Here is a 17,787-nt window from a genome sequence, read left to right as displayed (position 1 = left end):
CCCTAAAATAGAATATTGCTCTCTGGCCTCAGCCTCTAAAATAGGTAAACTCTTGTTAGAATACAGAATCAGGATGTTTTTTTTCAACCGTTTAGAGATAATTCGTAAAATATAGATGAATTTTTTGTAAGATTTTAATAGATTTGTTAAACTATCGGAAATTAACACCTTAACAAAGATTGATAATATTAAGATTAAAATATTATTCAATAGCAGGGAACAGGGAACAGGGAATAGAGCACCAGGAGCTTCATTCATCTTTGTTCTCGCTGTCCGGTGGGGTTGTAATCGGTTGTTTCCGGTTTCAAGAACAGGTTTCATCAGAATTGCTATAAGTTTTAAGTAACATTCCGATCGTTGTGGTTTCAAAAACCCATTCTAATCCTTGGGAATTAACGGCTTTAATTAAAATAATAGATTCTTGAGTAGCATCCTCCAGATTAACGTGATAAGACCAAGACCATTGACCTTCATCACTACCAGGTTGCAGGGATAATAAACCCTTGGGAATTAAGGTTCCATTGATCAAGACTAAAATTGCTTCTAATTGGCTATTGGGATTAATTTCTGACACCCATCCTGTTAATATAAGGTTCCCCGCTTCAGTTAATTCACACCGTTCGATTTTTCCTTGGGGATGGTGGCTAAATTGTAGAGAAGATAAAGATTTTTGTGGGGTGCGGGTCACGAGATATAAATCTTGATAACGACAAATTCCTAAAGGAATTCGAGAATAAACCGCTTCTCCTTGACTGAGGCTATTCAGACAATTTGCTACAAAGGTTTCACCGACATAAGTTGTGCCATATTCATTCACATCTAAGGTACGACTTTCACTATTGGGGATAAATAAAAGATCAGAGGGGGATATCGCTAAATGGGGCGGTAATAAGGCACGGTCATGAACACTAAACATTAAAATCCCTTGGGGAGATAGTAAAGAATAAAGTTTTTTTAACCAGGATAAAAATGTTGATTGGGGAAGATGACTAAAAAAAGAACAAGCTAAAATACAATCAAATTGTTGTTGCAGGAAATAATCATCAGGATCGGTCGTTGAAACGATTCCTCGAACTTGGAATTGTTCGATTTGAAATTGCACGGCTTCAGCATAAATATCAGAAATCCAGATGTTCTCCGGGGAAATCTCCTGAACTAAAAACCGTGTCAAACGACCATAACCACTGGCAAAATCTAAGAAGGAAGAAATTTGACTCAAATCTTCAAAATGCCATGTTAAAATTTGGCGGACGGTATCTAAAATCCGACGACCATTAAAATAATAACGAATGGCAGCCCGATCGGGTATCCCGTGATTGGCTAAGGCAAATAAATACATCTCATCCTGATGACAAATCGCCGAATTAAATGTAGCGGGAGATAGCGTTTGATCTTGAATAAACTGTTGCAAAGCTAAAGATTGACGAGATAAATCAACAAGCGACATTGACGGTTATCAAAAATAAAAGTTTTTCTCTCAATGCCATCTTACAGAAGACTGTTCCCCAAAACAATCGGGTAGAGCCTAGAAAAAGTGTGACGGTTTGGCAGTAAGATAGTAAAGCAATAGTTATCATAACTTCACGAAAAGCTATGCGAGTTTATGTGCTGCTGTTTAATGCGGGAACAGAAAATGAGGGGATTCATACGATTCAGATGGGCGATCGCAATAAAGTGTTAATGTTTGAAGAAGAAGATGATGCCACCCGGTTTGCGGTGCTGCTGGAGGCTCAAGATTTCCCCCCTGCTAGTGTAGAAGCCATGGACGACGAGGAAATCAAAGACTTTTGCCAAAGCGTTGACTATGACTGGGAACTGGTAGCCGCTGGAGATTTAGCCATTCCCCCGGAACAAAATGTCGAGCAAACGGACTGGCAACTGGACGCCGATACCCCAGAGGTTGAGTCTGAGTTTGCTTCTCCTGAACTGGATGATATTCGCAAACGACTGGAAGGGTTATTATAAGTGGGTTTAAATTGCACACATCACAGGTTAAGTTGAATATGGAACAGTGGGAGTCACGGGGACATTTATTGACCGAACAAATCAACGCCAGCAGTCAGAATTTAGATCAACTGAGTTCTCTGGAATTAGTCGATTTGTTTAATCGGGAAGATGTACAAACGTTACTGGCCATCGCCCGTTCCCGTGAATCGTTGGCCCAAGCTATTGATCTAACAACGGCGGCGTTGCAGCAAGGAGGACGACTGTTCTATGTCGGGGCGGGAACCAGTGGCCGTTTAGGGGTTTTGGACGCGGCGGAATGTCCTCCTACCTTCTGCACTCCTCCTGAATTAGTCCAAGGTATTATTGCTGGGGGTGCGGGAGCTTTAGTTCGCAGTTCGGAAGATTTGGAAGATCAAGCTGAAGATGGAGCAACGGCCATTGCCTTACGCCACGTGACCCATTTAGATGTGATCGTTGGCATTACCGCCGGAGGGACGACACCCTATGTCCAGGGGGCGTTACAAGCGGCTCGTCAACGAGGGGCAAAAACGGTGTTTATTGCTTGTGTTCCGGTGGAACAGGTGGAATTTGAAGCGGATGTTAATATTCGTTTATTAGTGGGGCCAGAAATCTTAGCGGGTTCGACTCGATTAAAAGCGGGAACTGTGACGAAAATGGCGTTAAATATTCTCTCAACGAGTGTCATGGTTCAGTTAGGAAAAGTCTATGGCAACCGCATGATTGATGTCGCTGTTACGAATCAGAAATTGCACGATCGCGCTTTAAGAATTTTAATGGATTTAACTGAAATTAATCGAGAAGAAGCGGAAATTTTATTAGAAAAAAGTGGAAAATCTGTGAAGTTAGCGTTATTAATTCAGTGGACGGGATTAGATGCAAAATCGGGTCAGGAATTATTAGATCAGCATCAAGGTCAATTAAGAAAAGCTGTTTTGAGTGTTCAAAATTAAAATAGGTTTAAATCACCTATTCTCATCAATTGCAAAAACCCGGTAACTTCAACGAAACCGGGTTTTTTAGTCTCACTTTGAGACTATAGCGTTACGCATTACGGTTAGAACACTTCTAAATCCTAAAATCCTTTCACTTCTGACTGTTCCCTGTTCCCTGTTCCCTGTTCCCTATTGAATTTAATAATCAAAGGTGAGTTCACCATCAATATTAGCAATATATTCGTCTAGGTTAATGGATGTGCTATCTAATCTGTATCCATCCCGTTTTTTACATTTACCCGTCAACAGATTCCCATCAACCTTTGTATCATAACAGGTGAGAGAAAATAAATGATCGCCCCATTCTAATGTTCCATTAATATTGCCAATATAGTCATTTAAGTCGATAGCCGTCGGAACATAAGTATATCCATCGACTTGTTCACACTCGGCTGTGAGTAATGATCCTTCTAAGTTAATATTCCGACAAGTTTGGGAAAAATCGCCTGTTGCCCAAGCATTTCCTACTAATAAGTTAAACGCCAAAAATAAAGCACATACAAAAGCTGTGGCAATCCGCAGCATGGGTTTTTCTCCTTAAGAAAATGGATGTTTGATGGGTCACTCACTTCTAAATCTTGAAACCTCTGGTTCTGGTGAGTGCTGGTTCCAAGATATAAAGTTCTAATCCAGATCGTCAAGACCATTTTTTTATCTTAATAAAACTTATCTTTTTTTAAGATTTAAAAACATTCTTTAATTTCACCTAAAATTAATAATAAATTAGATAAAACTTCATTATTTTGTATTTTTTAATCAACTCTCTATTGATGAGAATATCCTGAAGATTATTATTAATCTAAACCTTCGGGATTAGAAATCCCTCAATAAAATGCTATATTGAAAACAGTAGGAACAGAAACCAAACGAGAAACGAGAAACAAAAAACGGGACATATCCTTTCAAGCCAAGAACAGAACAGCTTGGTTTTGTTCAAAGCTCAAACAGAAAATCAGGTTTCTTTCCTAACACCTAATCCCTCCTATTTTATAGACAAAATGCCCTAGTTTCATATCGTTTAAATTATTAAAATTTAATCCTAAATTCAAGGGATGGAGATTGAATCATGAATGATGAATCGTTGCAAGATCAGGTAAAACGCTATATTAAAACAATGATTAATGCCAATACTGATAATTTATTAGAATTAGCGAAACTGGTCGGTATTGACCCAAAAAAGGATTTAGTTGGCGTTGATTTAAAAGGTCTGAATTTAGCAAAAGCGGACTTAAGAGAAGCAAACCTGAGTGAAGCTAACTTGAGTCGAGTTAACCTGGCTGAAGCGAACCTCAGTCACGCCAACTTAAGCCAAGCCAATTTAAGCGGTGTTAACTTAATGGGAGCCAACCTAGAAAATGCAGATTTAACTGGTGTTAACCTTAGTAGTTCTAACCTCATTGGTACGAATTTAAAAGCAGCAAATTTGAGTGAAGCCGACTTGAGTGAAGCGTACCTCAGTCAAACAGATCTTAGTGGAGCTAATTTGAGTCAAGCTTATCTCAGTGGGGTCTATTTAGGAAATACTAATCTGATTGGAACTGACCTGAATCAAGTTTATTTAAGTCAAGCCAATTTAAAAAAGGTGAACTTGAGTGGACTTAACTTAAGTGAAGCGTATTTAATGGGAGCAAACCTCAGCGAAGCGGATTTAAGTCATGCGAATTTAAGGGGAGCAAACCTCAGCCGAGCTAACTTAACTAAAGCCAATTTAATCGAAGCGAATTTAAACCAAACGAACCTGATGGGAGCGAATTTAACAGGAGCTAACTTAACTCAAACTAATCTTTCTGAAAGCAGTTTAAGCCGAGCTAACTTAACAAAAGCTAACCTATTTCGAGCTAATTTAAGTTATGCTAATTTGAGTTTTTGTCAGCTTAATCTGGCAAATTTAAGTCTGGCTGATCTCAGTGAAGTTATTGTTAAAAAAGCTAAATTTAGATATAATCTAGGAATTTCTGCACAACTCAAGGATGATCTGATCAACAAAGGAGCCACCTTTGATGATCTCATCGACAATATAGCAATCCCAAATCAGTTGTAATCCTTTACAACTGACATGAAACAGCCAGAAATATTGACACTATTGCCCATTGCCCATTCCCTATTGCCCATTGCCCATTCCCTATTGCAAGATTGCCTATTCCCTGTTCCCTGTTCCCTCGCGCTATAATGATAAAATTTTTGATGCAGTTTTAATCTCAAACAAGGATAAACACCCATGCTAAAACTCTATGGTGGTGCTCGCAGTCGAGCTTCAATTATTCAATGGTATTTAGAAGAAATTGGGGTTCCCTACGAGTTTATTTTATTAGATATGACAGCCGGAGAACACCTCAAACCAGAATTTTTAGCCATTAATCCTATTGGTAAAGTTCCGGCTATTATTGAGGGAGATTTTAAACTTTGGGAGTCGGGGGCTATTTTATTATATTTAGCAGAAAAACAGGGAAAACTCCCCGAATCTATTGAAGAACGAGCCGAAATTTATCAATGGGTATTATTTGGAAATGCTACGTTAGGAACGGGGATTTTTATCGAAGCGAATCGGGAAAAAGAAACCCCCCGTTTACTGAATCCTTTGAATGAACTTTTGACAAAACAGCCCTTTTTAATGGGAGATGAATTGAACGTTGCTGATATTGCAGTGGGTTCAATTTTAGCTTATATTCCGATGATGTTGCAGTTAGATTTAAGTCCCTATCCGGCTGTTTTAGAATACATTAAACGCTTAACCGAAAGACCTGCATTTCAAAAAACCATTGGCGGCAGAAAATAATTCTGATTAACCCCTAAAATAGCTATCAGCGTTGAGTTAGAAATACCAGGAAGTTCTAACTCGAATTGAGTTAACCTCCAGAATTTTCCAGCTTAACGCTGATAGGTTAAACTTGTTTTTTTATTTGAATCCCACGGCGGCTTGCCAAACGAAAGCCAACAACAGGAAAAACACAGGGATAACGGGCAGGATGTCAACGACAGGGCTAAAAATGGAGTAAGCTTCGGGTAGCTTTGCTAACAGCAGTGCTGCTTCCATGAATTAATATACCTCTCTAAAAATTATGTGGGCGAATTTTAAGGTATTTTACCATGCTCGGTCATAGCGACTCACGAATTTTACCGGGGGGAATAGCTTAACTGGGAATAGAGAATAGGAATCAAGCAAGTTGGTGAACCGTCAACTTTGGTGATGGACACATGAAAGTCGATCTCAGAGGTTGCTCCCATGCCGCAAGCTGGAGATGGGGTCTGCGTGACGAGGTATGGAGGCGACAGCCGAATATGGCGATCGCTAATGGCTAATCCTTGAGTCGGATCATGAACTTTCTTGCTTTTGGGTCAATACCAAAGGACTGGCAATCGGTTTTAAAGCGAAAAAAGCCTCAAAAATTCGTTCACCCACGCGATTCATTCGGTTTTGTAAATCATCTAAAAATTCATGAATTCCTCCTTGCATAATTTCTTCAATTGTGAGATAATCAAGTTCAGAACGTAGCCTTCCTAATTCTCGTTCGGCGGGGTTTTGCCAAGTTCCAGGGCGGGTTCCGGTAATACATTGTAGCGATCGCTCTGCCTGTAATAAACAATATTCAATAGAACGGGGAAACTCCCGATCTAAAATTAAAAATTCTACCACCCTAGATGGCGTAATTCGGTGTTGTTTGCGTTTTCGATACATTTCATAAGCACTAGCCGATTTTAACAATGCAATCCACTGAATTTCATCAATTGTTGTGCCCACATCTTGTACAGAAGGTAACAAAATATAATATTTGACATCTAAAATTCGAGACGTTTTATCCGCCCGTTCTAATAATCTCCCCATATTGCCAAAATGCCATCCTTCGTTATGGGACATGGTAGCATCCATGACTCCCGCAAACAGATGTCCACGCATTTTCACTTGATAGAAAAAATCCGAGAGTTGATAGGAACTGTCCCCGGAAGCCGCATCCCGAACCATCAGATAAAATTCGTTCACTTGTTCCCACATTTCTGAGGAAATAATCTCTCGAACTGAGCGCGCATTTTCACGGGCTGCTCTTAAACACGATAAAATCGAATTGGGATAATTACTATCAAACGTTAAAAATTGAATCACATTGTCTTCCGTCGCTTCCCCATATCGTTCTTCAAAAAGTTTTAAATCTCCCGTTGTTAAAATAATCGGTTTCCATTGTTGTTGAACCCCTGAAGGAGAATCTAACAACAAATTTTGATTCACATCAATAAAACGAGCAATATTTTCTGCCCGTTCTACATAACGATTTAACCAGTAAATAGAATCTGCAACACGACTTAACATATTAAAAAGGGTTGACTGTTGACCGTTGACTGTTTGAAAAATTTGTGAAATTCACCCTGATTGATCATCCAGATTTATTCACACAAAACCCAAGTATCCTTACTGCCGCCACCTTGAGAAGAATTAACCACTAATGATCCTTTTTTCATCGCCACACGGGTTAATCCTCCGGGGTGAACATAGATATCTTCACCATATAAAATATAAGGTCTTAAATCAACATGGCATCCTTCAAATTTATCTCCTAATAAAGTGGGAACCCTAGATAATGATAAGGTTGGTTGAGCAATATAATTTCGCGGATTAGCTTTGATTTTTTCTGCAAATTCCAGGCGTTGTTCTGGGGTTGATTGGGGGCCGACTAACATTCCATATCCTCCCGCTTCATTCGCTGCTTTAACCACTAATTGATCGAGATGATTCACAACATAATCAAGTTGTTTCGGTTCCCAACATAAATAGGTGGGAACATTCGATAAAATTTGTTCTTCTCCTAAATAATATTGAATCATTTGGGGAACATAAGCATAAATAACTTTATCATCTGCTACTCCAGTTCCTAACGCATTCGCCAGCGCAACTCGACCATTACGATACACTTCTGTTAACCCAGGAACGCCTAACATTGACTCAGGATTAAAGGTTAACGGGTCAATAAAGGTGTCATCAATTCGGCGATAAATTACATCCACCCGTTTTAATCCTTTAGTGGTTCGCATTTGCACATAGCCATCACTCACCACTAAATCCCGTCCTTCTACTAATTCCACCCCCATTTGTTGCGCTAAAAAAGAGTGTTCAAAGTAGGCAGAATTATACATTCCAGGTGTTAGCACAACAACCGTCGGATCGCTAAGATGATCTCCCGCCAAATTGAGTAAGCTATCTAATAAATGACTGGGATATTCATCCACAGGTTGAATCCCTAATTTAGCAAAAACTTGAGGAAAGGTTGTTTTCATCACTCGGCGATTTTCCAACACATAGGAAACCCCGGAAGGACAGCGTAAGTTATCCTCAAGAACGTACCATTGACCATCTCGATCTCGCACTAAATCTGTCCCGGTAATATGACACCAAATGCTTTTTGGGGGTTTTAAACCCATACAAGGTTTGAGAAATCCTTTAGAAGAATTAATTAATTTCTCAGAAATAACACCATCTTTGATGATTTTTTGTTCACCATAAATATCGCCGATAAATAAATTGAGCGCGTGGATTCGTTGCTTTAATCCTTTTTCTAGCCAAGCCCATTCTGAAGCAGGAACAATGCGGGGAATTAAGTCAAAAGGCAAGATTCGTTCTGTCCCTTGACTATCATTATAAACGTTAAAAGTTGCTCCCAATTTCATCATCGCTGTTTTAGCCGCTTCCTGTCGGATTTCTAAATCCCCTGGAGACAGAGAATTAACCCGATCAATTAACGGTGCTGCGTAGGGTCGGGGTTGTCCTTTCGCAACAAAAAGTTCATCGTAGAATTCACCTGGATCGTAGGATTGAAATCGCACAGTCTTTTATCCCTATTTCCTTAAATATGATGACGTTTTTATTCGAGTTGGAAAATTCTTCTGGTTCCTGTTTTTTGGGATCACTCAGAGCGTTCACCACTCAAATAAAAAGACTATCCTTGAGATATAAAAGTTTGAGAGAACGTATAACTGTAACTTGTGATACCAATTCTAAAACAATCTATAACAATCTGCTTCCCTTGATTGACCTAAACTCTCAATTGAGCTTCAGTCCTTGCGGTTGTGTGTTCTTTCCTAGCTTGACCTGGCTTTTTATCCTCTGGAAACATAACCCCTACGGGTAAGAATTTTCATCAAACCTAATTGATCTTCAAGTCTTCCTGAAGACATCTTGTTTTCTTTCCAGAATATTCTCTAAAATAGACCTGATCTAATTATCAAGCAATTGTTTCCTTCTAATCTAAAAATATCGTTAAGATTTTTGCCAAGTTTTGTAATTTTACTTTATCAGAATCAATGTTAAACCATCAAAACCATAAAACCCCGTTAACTTATGAAGGGACGTATCTTTGTCCGATTTGTCGGTGTGGTCAGATTCATAACCTCACTTTAATGGAGGCTATGGGGTGTGATCTCTGTCATCACATTTTTACGATTAACTTAGAAAAACAAATTTTAAAAATGGTGGATCGAGAACCTAGTTTAACTTGGCGTTGGACAGGAAATACCTGGAAAGGCGAACATTTAGGAAATCTTGAATTAAGTTGGATTTATTGGCTAATTGCTCTTAGTTTTGTTCTGTTTCCTCCGAGTTTAATTGCTTTATCTGGCTTTATTTTTCCTCCGGTTTCTGGTAGTGCTTGGAGTGTATTTCCTCTGATTTGGACAACTTTATCATTTTTACTTCATCTATTAATCTTATTATGGTTAATGGCTGAAGCTTATCAATTTCCAGTTATTTTGTTCTTTAAAACTCAATTTCGACGTTTATTTAATCTCAGTTAATCCTAATTTTATGAAGCCCAAAAGGGCTTCTATTTTTTAATCTTAAATTCATCCTAAATCAGGTAAATTTTTAACAATTTTAACTGTTTCTAAACTAACGGTTATCACTTGACCGATTAACCGCACAATATATTGTTCATCGTCTAAACGGTTCGGATCATTTACAATTCCACTGCGTTTATCAATTTTAACTTGATATTGATCAATAATCCAATCTAACGCCGAACGATTTCCTAAGCGATATTCAAACACTTCAGGAGGTATCCCGCTTAAGGTGAGAAACTCATTATAAATAATTTGGGTTTTGTCTTTACTGAGTTTTATTTTTTGGACTCGCCAATTTAACGGAACTTGATCATTTTCAATAAATTTAAGGTTATATTCGGGTTGTTGTTCATAGTTAAGATGCAAATCTGCTAATTGTTGTCCTGCATTTACAAACCCTCGAAAATCGGGTGCGTAGGGAATGCGAGGAAGTTCTCGTTTAAGGTTGGCGGCGTAGCGTTCTCGATAGGTGGGATGATGCAATAATCCATAGGTATAATAGAAGATATCCCATTTTGTAATCGTCTGATCTTGGTAATAATTTCTAAATTGTTCCAGTGACCAGTCAGTGATATTTTCTTTTCGGTTTGTTCCGTCTTTTTCGTAAGTGTAGAATGGGAAACATTGAGCTTTTTCAAAAGCAAAGTCTAAAGCAATAATAAATTGACTGATAAAACAACCAAATCCTTTTCTATCACCAACGCCAGCAATAGAAATAATCAAATTTTCTTTTTCAGTTTCAGGTGTAGGGAATATTAAAGAAAATTTACCGGGGCTATCATTTAAACCATCTGCAAAATAAAGACGAGAACTTACGAATGGACGATAAAGTGATTGTCTTATTCTGGTTTGAGAAAATTCTAGGAACTTTCCTGATTTTAAATCTTTTTTTAAATCTCTGCTCCAGTTAATTTTATGATCATCACAAATTACAAAATTATCTACGTCAACTGATTTATCGCTGCGATCCCGCCATTTCCTAACTTGTTCGTTATAAGTGGAAATCATGCGTTGAATATGGGTTACTAATTCATCAGAATTAAAATTATAAACCCAAGCATCTCTATTTGTACTAACTCCTAAACTAAACATCTTAAAAATTATCGCATTATCATGATTTTTAGAAAGTTTAGCTTCTTTATTCCCTATCTGAATAAATATATCAAAATCATTTTTTAATCCTTCGTTTAACCAATTATTCTTTTTATCAGGGTTTATTAATTGCCATTTAATCGTATCCCATTGCTGGTGTTGGTTTAAATAATTAAATTTTTCTTCCTTTCTCAAAAATTCACTAACACTAGCATAATAAATTTTTGTATTCTTAGACTGATTAAATCTATTTTTTCTAATAAAAATGTTAATGCTGACTCCAACTTTAATGTCGAAAACGTTATGAATACTTTTTGATGGGTCTGTATTCTTTCTAAGATTCCCTCCTAAATCAATAATATAAATTAAATCAAAATCTTTTTCTAAGTGTTTTCTCATGCCATCAAAAGCAAGATCATTAATAAAACTATTATTCGTTACAAAAGCAACTATTCCTTCATCTACTATTCTATCCGAAGCCCAACGAATTGCTTTGACGTAAGGATCAAAAAGAAATCTTTTTAATGTCGCTTTTGAATCTTTAGCGTAAGTTGCAGCAATTCGATCATCAATTCCCGTTTTATCTTTATTACTATGTTTTTGGTTCTTATTATTATCATTTTCATTCAATTGAGACGCATTATAAGGTGGATTTCCAATAATTACAAAAATCGGTGAACTTCTTTGACGTTGAACTCTAGCGGTATTTTCTGGGGTAAATAACGATAACTGTTGAACCTGTTGATCTGAAAAGGTATCAACTAAACAAATCCCTTCAAAAGGTTTATAAGTTCCCGTTGCTTCAAAATATTGATGCTCAATATTCATCGCAGCAATATAATAAGGTAATAACATCACCTCATTGCAGTGTAATTCATGTTCATATTTATAAGGAAGGGCTGTTTTTCTAATTTCCTGCATTACCCGTAAAATAAAATTTCCCGTCCCCACAAAGGGATCAAGAATATGCACTCCCTGATCATTTAACGACTTGCCAAACTCTTTTTGTAGGATATCCTCAACACTTTTTACCATAAAATTAACAATGGGTTGAGGGGTGTAAACAATTCCATGAGTATCGGCAACTTTCACCGCAAACCCTTGAAAAAATTTCTCATAAACCGTATTCAAAAAATGCTGTTTCTCGCTATAATCATTAATGGTTTGGGCTGCATCTTCTAACGCCCGATAAAAATAATCTACTTCCCCTAAAAAATGATCTCGACTAAAAGATTTAGACGTTAACACTTGAATTACCTTTTCAATTTCTACCGCAATAATATTGCGACGGGTGAAATCAGGATTATCAAAAATTCGTCTAAAAATTCGTTCCGTCAGCAGATGTTGAATTAACATTTCTTCCACCGCCGCCTCGGAAAGATTCGGGTTAATAGCTTGACGGCAAATGTCCGTAAAATGAGTAAAGGCTTGAATAAAATTGGCGTTAGTTTTGCGTTGAGTTGCGATTAAATTAATCAATTTAGTTGATAAATCTTGAACTCGTCCCCCAAATTCGGCGGCGGCGGTTTCCCATTGAGCGATCGCAGGCGTTCGATATTCAAAAAATAACTTTAAGGTATCGACTAAAATTTGAGGTTTTGTGATATCTTCATCACAGATTTGTTTTCCGCCTTGCCATAAAATCGCCCGTTCAGGAGCTTGAAAAATAATGTTATCTTGAGGATATCCAACGGCAAATTTTTGTTTAACTTCTCGGTCTAATTTATCATGACTATCTTTCGCTTCCCAAATACCATATCGAATACTTCCATCCCGAACTAAAGCACCATCTACGCGAATGCGTTTCCCTGTGGTTAATTTAATTTCTTTTTCAGGAATTAAGGTTAAATCAAATTGTTGACAACAAGCTTTTAAGAGGTCTGCAAAGGCATCTTTCACCGCTAATTCATGGGAAACCCCCAATTTTGCAAACTGTTGTAAAGCGTGATAATAAGCTTTAACAGGTTTATGGGTGGGTTTCAAGTTTAGCATTGTCATAAAAAACAAACCCTGAGACTATCTCTGTTCATTATCTCATCTTAAACTCTAAAAAAATATTAGATTTAATAAAAATTATTCTTTAACCGATTCACAGCTTACTGCGAAGCACTGAGCCCGTCGAAGTGTTCCCTGTTCTAATAGCTCGGAACATTATAGAATCAGTAACCCATAATATTTTAGCGACAAGAAGCTACTATATTAACTTTAATTTCAACATTGAGTTTCCGACGAAGAACATCAAAAATAGCCGTTAAATTGTCCATCGTTGGATTACCTTTTGCAGATAACATTCTGTGTAAACTTTTGCTGGGTTTTGAGGTTTCAAGAGCTAGTTCTTCAAAACCGATTGTTGCATTAACTAGATCCCTCAATATTAATCGGGAAACTTCAGGTTCTCCATTCAAAAATAGAGAGACTGCTTCATCAAATAAAGCCATCGCAAAATCAGGTTCTCTTTGAACTCGTGCAGTAATTGTTTCTTTAAAATCTCTACTAATTTCTACCATATTTACCTCTCTTTTTATTTTTATGCCTCTTTTGAGCTTTTTCTTGATTTAAAATTTGTTTTTTTCTGTGTTTGTATTCTTGATATAAATTTTTAGCATTCTCAATATCTGATTGTTGTGTTTTTTTGTTCCTCCCCCAAATAAAATTATGAGTTCTTGACCTTGTTGGACAAGATAAATTCGATATCCAGAGCCATAATCAATTTTTAATTCACCAATACCATCAAACCATTTAATATTTGATGTATTACCTAACTCTAAGCGAACGATAGCAGTTGATACTTTAGTCGCAGCATAAATATCTAAAGTATCAAACCACTCTTGGTAAGGGCTTGAACCATCTTCTCTAAGGTATTCTTGAACTTTCATACTTAGAACCATAGTAACTTATATGTTACTCTGAGTCAAGTTAGGTTAGAACTAAATATTAACTATGCAGAAACCGGGTTTTTCTCAAGGGTTTGTATTCTCCCAAACTTCCCTAAAAAAACCCGATTTCTCTACCCTTAATACTCTCGACCCTTCACACTCACTAACCCTTCGGAATCTAAAATCTCTCCTTCGGTATAATAGCCTGCGGCTTTTTTCGCTTCTATTTCAACCTTGGCATCCGCCGGAATTAAATCATCAGGAATAGGAACCCGTTTCACTACTTCAATTCCCGAATTGACAATGGCATTATATTTCATATTACTCATGGAAACTAAGCGATCAATTCGAGTAATTCCTAACCAATGTAATACATCCGGCATTAACTCTTGAAACCGCATATCTTGAACTCCAGCAACACATTCTGTCCGTTCAAAATAAGCGTCTGCGCGATCGCCTCCCGTTTGACGTTTGCGGGCATTATAAACTAAAAACTTAGTGACTTCTCCTAATGCTCGTCCTTCTTTTCGATAATATACAATTACCCCGGCACCGCCTTCTTGGGCTGTTTTAATACATTCTTCAATGCCATGTACTAAATAAGGGCGACAGGTACAAATATCAGACCCAAAAACATCCGATCCATTACATTCATCATGGACTCGAACGGCTAAAGGACGATCGAGGTCAGTAATGGCTGCAATATCTCCCACAATATAAACGGTAACGCCACCAATAGGGGGTAAAAACACTTGTAAATCAGGACGGGTAATTAACTCAGGAAACATCCCCCCAGTTTGTTCAAATAAAGCTTGACGTAAATCGCTTTCTGTCACCTTTAAACGATGGGCAACTCCGGGTAAATACCAGACAGGTTCAATAGCAGCTTTTGTAACCACTAAATCCCCATTTTCTTTCATGATTTCCCCATCTAATTTTAACCGTCCTTTAGTGGCTGCCTCGTATAATTCCGGCATATTAATATGGGCTTTTGTAATCGCAATGGTGGGGCGAATATCATAGCCTTTTTCAAAATAGTCGGTAAATACATCCCCAACCACAGCCCCAAAGGGATCAAGGGCGACAATTTTATCAGGATCAGCCCAACTGGGATAGGGGCCAATATTGACAATGGGGGAAGTATTGGTTAAGTCAGCGCGATGGTCGGTTTTCAGGCTTCCCTGAACCACTGCTAAGGCGCGATAAATGGCATAAGAACCCGAATGGGTGCCAATCACGTTCCGATGAGTTGGATCGGTTAAAGTTCCAATTAACGGGCCCCGTTTAAGGGGATCGGCGTTTCCCCAATGAATGGGGATCGGTTTGGCGCCGTAGGGGGTGGGATGAGAAGTTAGAACAATATGCCTAGGTTTGGAATCTCGCTTTTCGTTCGCCATTGCTGTATCCATGCTTGAGGTTATCTTATTATTGGCATAGGGAAGGGGGAATTACGAATTACGAATTACGAATTACGAATGGGGAATTACGAATGGGGAATCTGTCAATAATTATGTTGGGTTACTGAATCAAAATAATAATAATAAATCCTTATTAGTAAGGGTGGGATAATCCTCCCATGGCTGTTTCATGGTACAGGCAAAAACCTCTGTGACCTCTCCCCCAACCCCTATCCTGCAAGGAGAGGGGAGAATTTTTGTTACTCTTAAATAAGAAGTTTGATTTAATAATATTAATTACTCCCCCTTCCCTTGCAGGGAAGGGGGCTGGGGGGTTAGGTTTTAGGGTTGGCAATGGAAAATGAAACAGCCCTAGAGGATAATCCCGCCCCTACGCAGGATAACCAATTAAACGCCGCCTCCAACAATGGTGACAATTTCTAAGATGTCTCCTGATTTTATTTCAGTTTGATCCCAAAATTGACGATGGAGAATTTCACCGTTATATTCTACAGCAATTAACCGGGGATTTAAACCTTGCTGTTCTAAAAATTGGGGAAGTGTCAAACCCGCAGAACAGGTTTTTAATTCTCCATTAATTTTGAGGGTAATGGTTTCAGCCATGATATCAATTTAGGGTTATTTTGGTAAAACTTTATAGGATTTTAGGTTTCTAAAACGATTGAGTTGAGACAGGAAATATTGAGTGACTAAAGTGGGTTGTTCTGCATTCATAATTGAACGAACAACGGCAATGCGATCGCAACCTGCCGCCATAACCTCATCCAAATTATTCATATCAATTCCTCCAATGGCAAACCAAGGAATAATTGAATTTTTAACCGCATGACGAACATATTCTAAGCCTGCTGCGGGTCTTCCCGCCTTGGTTGGGGTTTGATAAACAGGCCCGACTCCAATATAATCTGCTCCTTCTTGAATTGCCCGTTTGAGATCTTCAGGACTATGGGTTGATCGACCGATTAATCGTTGGGGGCCAAGGATTTGTCGAGCTAATTCAATCGGAATATCATTTTGCCCTAAATGAACACCATCAGCATCAACGGCGACCGCAATATCAACCCGATCATTAACTAAAAATAAGGCATTATAACGATGACACAATTGAGATAATTTTTGAGCCGTTTTCAGTCGAGTGTCATCATCGGAGGTTTTATCTCGATATTGAACTAAAGTTAATCCTCCTTGTAACGCTGCTTCCACAATTGATAATAACCGTTCTCCAGGGGAAGTGACTAAATAAAGATAGGAATTGAGTAAAAGTTTTTGACGATCATGGGCGAGTAAACGCGTTTCTAAGGTATACACTTGATAACGCATTTGTTTAAAGGTTTTTCCCATATCTGGATGATATAATTTCCCGTATTCTTCCAGAACTCGTAACGCTTCTTGAATGCGGCAGAAATTGGCTTGTAATAATTGTTCAATTCCTGAACGTTGTTCTTCTTGGGGATGGGTTAATTCTGTACCCGGATCATCGTTTGTATTGCGATAAGAACGCAGATTCGTTGTATGCCAACGGGCAACTTCTTGGCGCAGATGTTTACATTCTTCTGCGAGTTCTCCGCTACTAAGTCCAAACCGACACCATTCTTCAATAATTCTCAACCCTTCACGGGTGCGGTCTAAGTTGGCATCTAAAATCCGATATAAAATCGGTTGTGCCAAGGGACTGTATTGTTCCTCCATCAATCTTCCTCAATCAGTGCTTAATGGTCAAATCCAAGATATAATGTTCGTCAATTTACAACTGACCCTCGGTGCGTCAAAACAAAGTTCAAAATTCTTAATAGCCAAAAAGTTAAATTTAAGGCAAAATTAAGGCTGGTTTGACACCACTGAAATTTTAACAGACTCCCCAAAAGAAGTCCTCACACAAGCGCGTAGCGGAGTGGGGATGAATTTTGGGAAAACAAAAAAGTGCGATTAGCACTTGACAATCCTAAACTGTGATTGTTAGTATTACCTTATCGTAAACATAATTTCTGGTAAGATGCTGAAGACGGTCAAAGTCAGAATCTATCCTACAGTTCAACAACAAGAGTTATTAGCTCAGGCTTTTGGCTCGGTTCGTTGGTTGTGGAATCGTTTTTTGGACTTAACTAATCAAACTTACAAGCAAACCGGAAAAGGATTATCACGTTACGATTTACAAAAACAATTGCCCGATCTCAAAAAAGAATATGAATGGTTAAAAAATACCTATAGCCAGTGTTTACAAGTTGTTTGCTTAAACCTCAGTCGAGCATTTATCAACTTCTTTGAAAGACGTGCAGATTATCCCCGATTCAAATCTAAACACGGGAAGCAATCTTTGTCTTATCCTCAAAATACCAAAATCAGTGGTGACACAATATCGTTTCCTAAGATTGGTGAAATATTTGCTAAAATTCATCGTCCGATAGAGGGAGCGATTAAAACCGTAACTATCACCAAAAATCAGTGTAATCAATATTATGCTTCTGTTTTATTTGAGGATGGAAAAGAGATTCCCAATCCTTCATCTGAAGGGAAAACGATTGGTTTAGATATGGGATTAAATGATTTCTGTATCACCTCAGATGGTAGTAAATTTGCTAATCCCAAATGGTTGAAAAAGCATGAGCGAAACCTCAAGAT

At 38.1% G+C, this 17,787-nt stretch carries 18 protein-coding genes; 6 read left to right on the top strand and 12 right to left on the bottom strand.

All coding sequences use genetic code 11. The features are described from left to right. Both ACKPEB_RS19260 and ACKPEB_RS19255 read right to left on the bottom strand, forming a co-directional pair. Positions 1-258: hypothetical protein (locus ACKPEB_RS19260; RefSeq protein WP_408966593.1), on the bottom strand; the 258-nt coding region annotated here is incomplete at its 3' end. Positions 259-304: 46 nt separating this feature from the next. Next, the gene (locus tag ACKPEB_RS19255) at positions 305-1,447 is read right to left on the bottom strand and encodes a class I SAM-dependent methyltransferase (RefSeq protein ID WP_408966592.1); all 1,143 of its coding nucleotides are present in this window, start codon (positions 1,445-1,447) and stop codon (positions 305-307) included. Between the two features lie 146 nt (positions 1,448-1,593). Between ACKPEB_RS19255 and ACKPEB_RS19250 the strand changes: the two genes are divergently transcribed. Both ACKPEB_RS19250 and murQ read left to right on the top strand, forming a co-directional pair. Continuing rightward, a complete protein-coding gene (locus ACKPEB_RS19250) occupies positions 1,594-1,965 on the top strand; it encodes a DUF3110 domain-containing protein (RefSeq protein ID WP_408966591.1) in 372 nt (123 codons plus the stop codon). Between the two features lie 38 nt (positions 1,966-2,003). After that, entirely contained in the window at positions 2,004-2,918 is a 915-nt protein-coding gene (gene murQ / locus ACKPEB_RS19245) for an N-acetylmuramic acid 6-phosphate etherase (protein WP_408966590.1), read from the top strand. A gap of 180 nt (positions 2,919-3,098) precedes the next feature. Here the strand turns inward: murQ and ACKPEB_RS19240 are convergent, their stop codons facing one another. Beyond that, positions 3,099-3,485 carry a CVNH domain-containing protein gene (locus ACKPEB_RS19240; RefSeq protein ID WP_408966589.1) on the bottom strand — a complete coding sequence of 129 codons (387 nt, stop codon included), beginning with the start codon at positions 3,483-3,485 and terminating at the stop codon, positions 3,099-3,101. A gap of 541 nt (positions 3,486-4,026) precedes the next feature. Here ACKPEB_RS19240 and ACKPEB_RS19235 point away from each other — a divergent pair. Beyond that, positions 4,027-5,001 carry a pentapeptide repeat-containing protein gene (locus ACKPEB_RS19235; RefSeq protein WP_408966588.1) on the top strand — a complete coding sequence of 325 codons (975 nt, stop codon included), beginning with the start codon at positions 4,027-4,029 and terminating at the stop codon, positions 4,999-5,001. A 177-nt stretch (positions 5,002-5,178) separates the two neighbouring features. Next, the gene (locus tag ACKPEB_RS19230; protein ID WP_408966587.1) at positions 5,179-5,736 is read left to right on the top strand and encodes a glutathione S-transferase family protein; all 558 of its coding nucleotides are present in this window, start codon (positions 5,179-5,181) and stop codon (positions 5,734-5,736) included. A gap of 120 nt (positions 5,737-5,856) precedes the next feature. Here ACKPEB_RS19230 and ACKPEB_RS19225 read toward each other — a convergent pair whose 3' ends face one another. The 3 genes from ACKPEB_RS19225 to ACKPEB_RS19215 form a co-directional block, all read right to left on the bottom strand. Continuing rightward, a complete protein-coding gene (locus tag ACKPEB_RS19225) occupies positions 5,857-5,994 on the bottom strand; it encodes a photosystem II reaction center protein K (protein ID WP_408966586.1) in 138 nt (45 codons plus the stop codon). A 279-nt stretch (positions 5,995-6,273) separates the two neighbouring features. Then, positions 6,274-7,263, bottom strand: coding sequence for an alpha-E domain-containing protein (locus tag ACKPEB_RS19220; protein ID WP_408966585.1), 990 nt, complete (start codon positions 7,261-7,263; stop codon positions 6,274-6,276). A gap of 74 nt (positions 7,264-7,337) precedes the next feature. Then, positions 7,338-8,771, bottom strand: coding sequence for a circularly permuted type 2 ATP-grasp protein (locus tag ACKPEB_RS19215; protein ID WP_408966584.1), 1,434 nt, complete (start codon positions 8,769-8,771; stop codon positions 7,338-7,340). Between the two features lie 477 nt (positions 8,772-9,248). Here ACKPEB_RS19215 and ACKPEB_RS19210 point away from each other — a divergent pair, with 477 nt between their 5' ends. Next, positions 9,249-9,737, top strand: coding sequence for a hypothetical protein (locus ACKPEB_RS19210; protein ID WP_408966583.1), 489 nt, complete (start codon positions 9,249-9,251; stop codon positions 9,735-9,737). Between the two features lie 48 nt (positions 9,738-9,785). Here ACKPEB_RS19210 and ACKPEB_RS19205 read toward each other — a convergent pair whose 3' ends face one another. The 6 genes from ACKPEB_RS19205 to ACKPEB_RS19180 form a co-directional block, all read right to left on the bottom strand. Continuing rightward, positions 9,786-12,872 carry a type ISP restriction/modification enzyme gene (locus ACKPEB_RS19205; RefSeq protein WP_408966582.1) on the bottom strand — a complete coding sequence of 1,029 codons (3,087 nt, stop codon included), beginning with the start codon at positions 12,870-12,872 and terminating at the stop codon, positions 9,786-9,788. Between the two features lie 179 nt (positions 12,873-13,051). Beyond that, complete coding sequence (locus ACKPEB_RS19200; RefSeq protein WP_408966581.1) at positions 13,052-13,381, bottom strand: DNA-binding protein; 330 nt, start codon at positions 13,379-13,381, stop codon at positions 13,052-13,054. Between the two features lie 48 nt (positions 13,382-13,429). Then, a complete protein-coding gene (locus ACKPEB_RS19195) occupies positions 13,430-13,750 on the bottom strand; it encodes a type II toxin-antitoxin system RelE/ParE family toxin (RefSeq protein ID WP_408966580.1) in 321 nt (106 codons plus the stop codon). 137 nt (positions 13,751-13,887) lie between these two features. Beyond that, positions 13,888-15,147 carry a GTP cyclohydrolase II gene (locus tag ACKPEB_RS19190; RefSeq protein ID WP_408966579.1) on the bottom strand — a complete coding sequence of 420 codons (1,260 nt, stop codon included), beginning with the start codon at positions 15,145-15,147 and terminating at the stop codon, positions 13,888-13,890. Between the two features lie 408 nt (positions 15,148-15,555). Further along, positions 15,556-15,771 carry a sulfur carrier protein ThiS gene (gene thiS, locus ACKPEB_RS19185; RefSeq protein WP_408966578.1) on the bottom strand — a complete coding sequence of 72 codons (216 nt, stop codon included), beginning with the start codon at positions 15,769-15,771 and terminating at the stop codon, positions 15,556-15,558. A gap of 15 nt (positions 15,772-15,786) precedes the next feature. Then, entirely contained in the window at positions 15,787-16,857 is a 1,071-nt protein-coding gene (locus tag ACKPEB_RS19180; protein ID WP_408966577.1) for a thiamine phosphate synthase, read from the bottom strand. A 304-nt stretch (positions 16,858-17,161) separates the two neighbouring features. Between ACKPEB_RS19180 and ACKPEB_RS19175 the strand changes: the two genes are divergently transcribed. Beyond that, positions 17,162-17,787: RNA-guided endonuclease InsQ/TnpB family protein (locus ACKPEB_RS19175; protein ID WP_408966576.1), on the top strand; the 626-nt coding region annotated here is incomplete at its 3' end.

Origin of the sequence: Planktothrix sp. (genome assembly GCF_046067725.1) — a bacterium.
Taxonomy (GTDB): domain Bacteria; phylum Cyanobacteriota; class Cyanobacteriia; order Cyanobacteriales; family Microcoleaceae; genus Planktothrix.
The sequence above is the reverse complement of the archived record's forward strand: the minus strand, read 5'-3'. Positions and strand labels throughout refer to the sequence as shown.

Excerpts from the sequence above, each read along its gene's own strand:
- ACKPEB_RS19255 (WP_408966592.1), bottom strand. The coding sequence starts at position 1,447 with ATGTCGCTTGTTGATTTATCTCGTCAATCTTTAGCTTTGCAACAGTTT.
- ACKPEB_RS19250 (WP_408966591.1), top strand. The coding sequence starts at position 1,594 with ATGCGAGTTTATGTGCTGCTGTTTAATGCGGGAACAGAAAATGAGGGG.
- murQ (WP_408966590.1), top strand. The coding sequence starts at position 2,004 with ATGGAACAGTGGGAGTCACGGGGACATTTATTGACCGAACAAATCAAC.
- ACKPEB_RS19240 (WP_408966589.1), bottom strand. The coding sequence starts at position 3,485 with ATGCTGCGGATTGCCACAGCTTTTGTATGTGCTTTATTTTTGGCGTTT.
- ACKPEB_RS19235 (WP_408966588.1), top strand. The coding sequence starts at position 4,027 with ATGAATGATGAATCGTTGCAAGATCAGGTAAAACGCTATATTAAAACA.
- ACKPEB_RS19230 (WP_408966587.1), top strand. The coding sequence starts at position 5,179 with ATGCTAAAACTCTATGGTGGTGCTCGCAGTCGAGCTTCAATTATTCAA.
- ACKPEB_RS19225 (WP_408966586.1), bottom strand. The coding sequence starts at position 5,994 with ATGGAAGCAGCACTGCTGTTAGCAAAGCTACCCGAAGCTTACTCCATT.
- ACKPEB_RS19220 (WP_408966585.1), bottom strand. The coding sequence starts at position 7,263 with ATGTTAAGTCGTGTTGCAGATTCTATTTACTGGTTAAATCGTTATGTA.
- ACKPEB_RS19210 (WP_408966583.1), top strand. The coding sequence starts at position 9,249 with ATGTTAAACCATCAAAACCATAAAACCCCGTTAACTTATGAAGGGACG.
- ACKPEB_RS19205 (WP_408966582.1), bottom strand. The coding sequence starts at position 12,872 with ATGACAATGCTAAACTTGAAACCCACCCATAAACCTGTTAAAGCTTAT.
- ACKPEB_RS19200 (WP_408966581.1), bottom strand. The coding sequence starts at position 13,381 with ATGGTAGAAATTAGTAGAGATTTTAAAGAAACAATTACTGCACGAGTT.
- ACKPEB_RS19195 (WP_408966580.1), bottom strand. The coding sequence starts at position 13,750 with ATGAAAGTTCAAGAATACCTTAGAGAAGATGGTTCAAGCCCTTACCAA.
- ACKPEB_RS19190 (WP_408966579.1), bottom strand. The coding sequence starts at position 15,147 with ATGGCGAACGAAAAGCGAGATTCCAAACCTAGGCATATTGTTCTAACT.
- thiS (WP_408966578.1), bottom strand. The coding sequence starts at position 15,771 with ATGGCTGAAACCATTACCCTCAAAATTAATGGAGAATTAAAAACCTGT.
- ACKPEB_RS19180 (WP_408966577.1), bottom strand. The coding sequence starts at position 16,857 with ATGGAGGAACAATACAGTCCCTTGGCACAACCGATTTTATATCGGATT.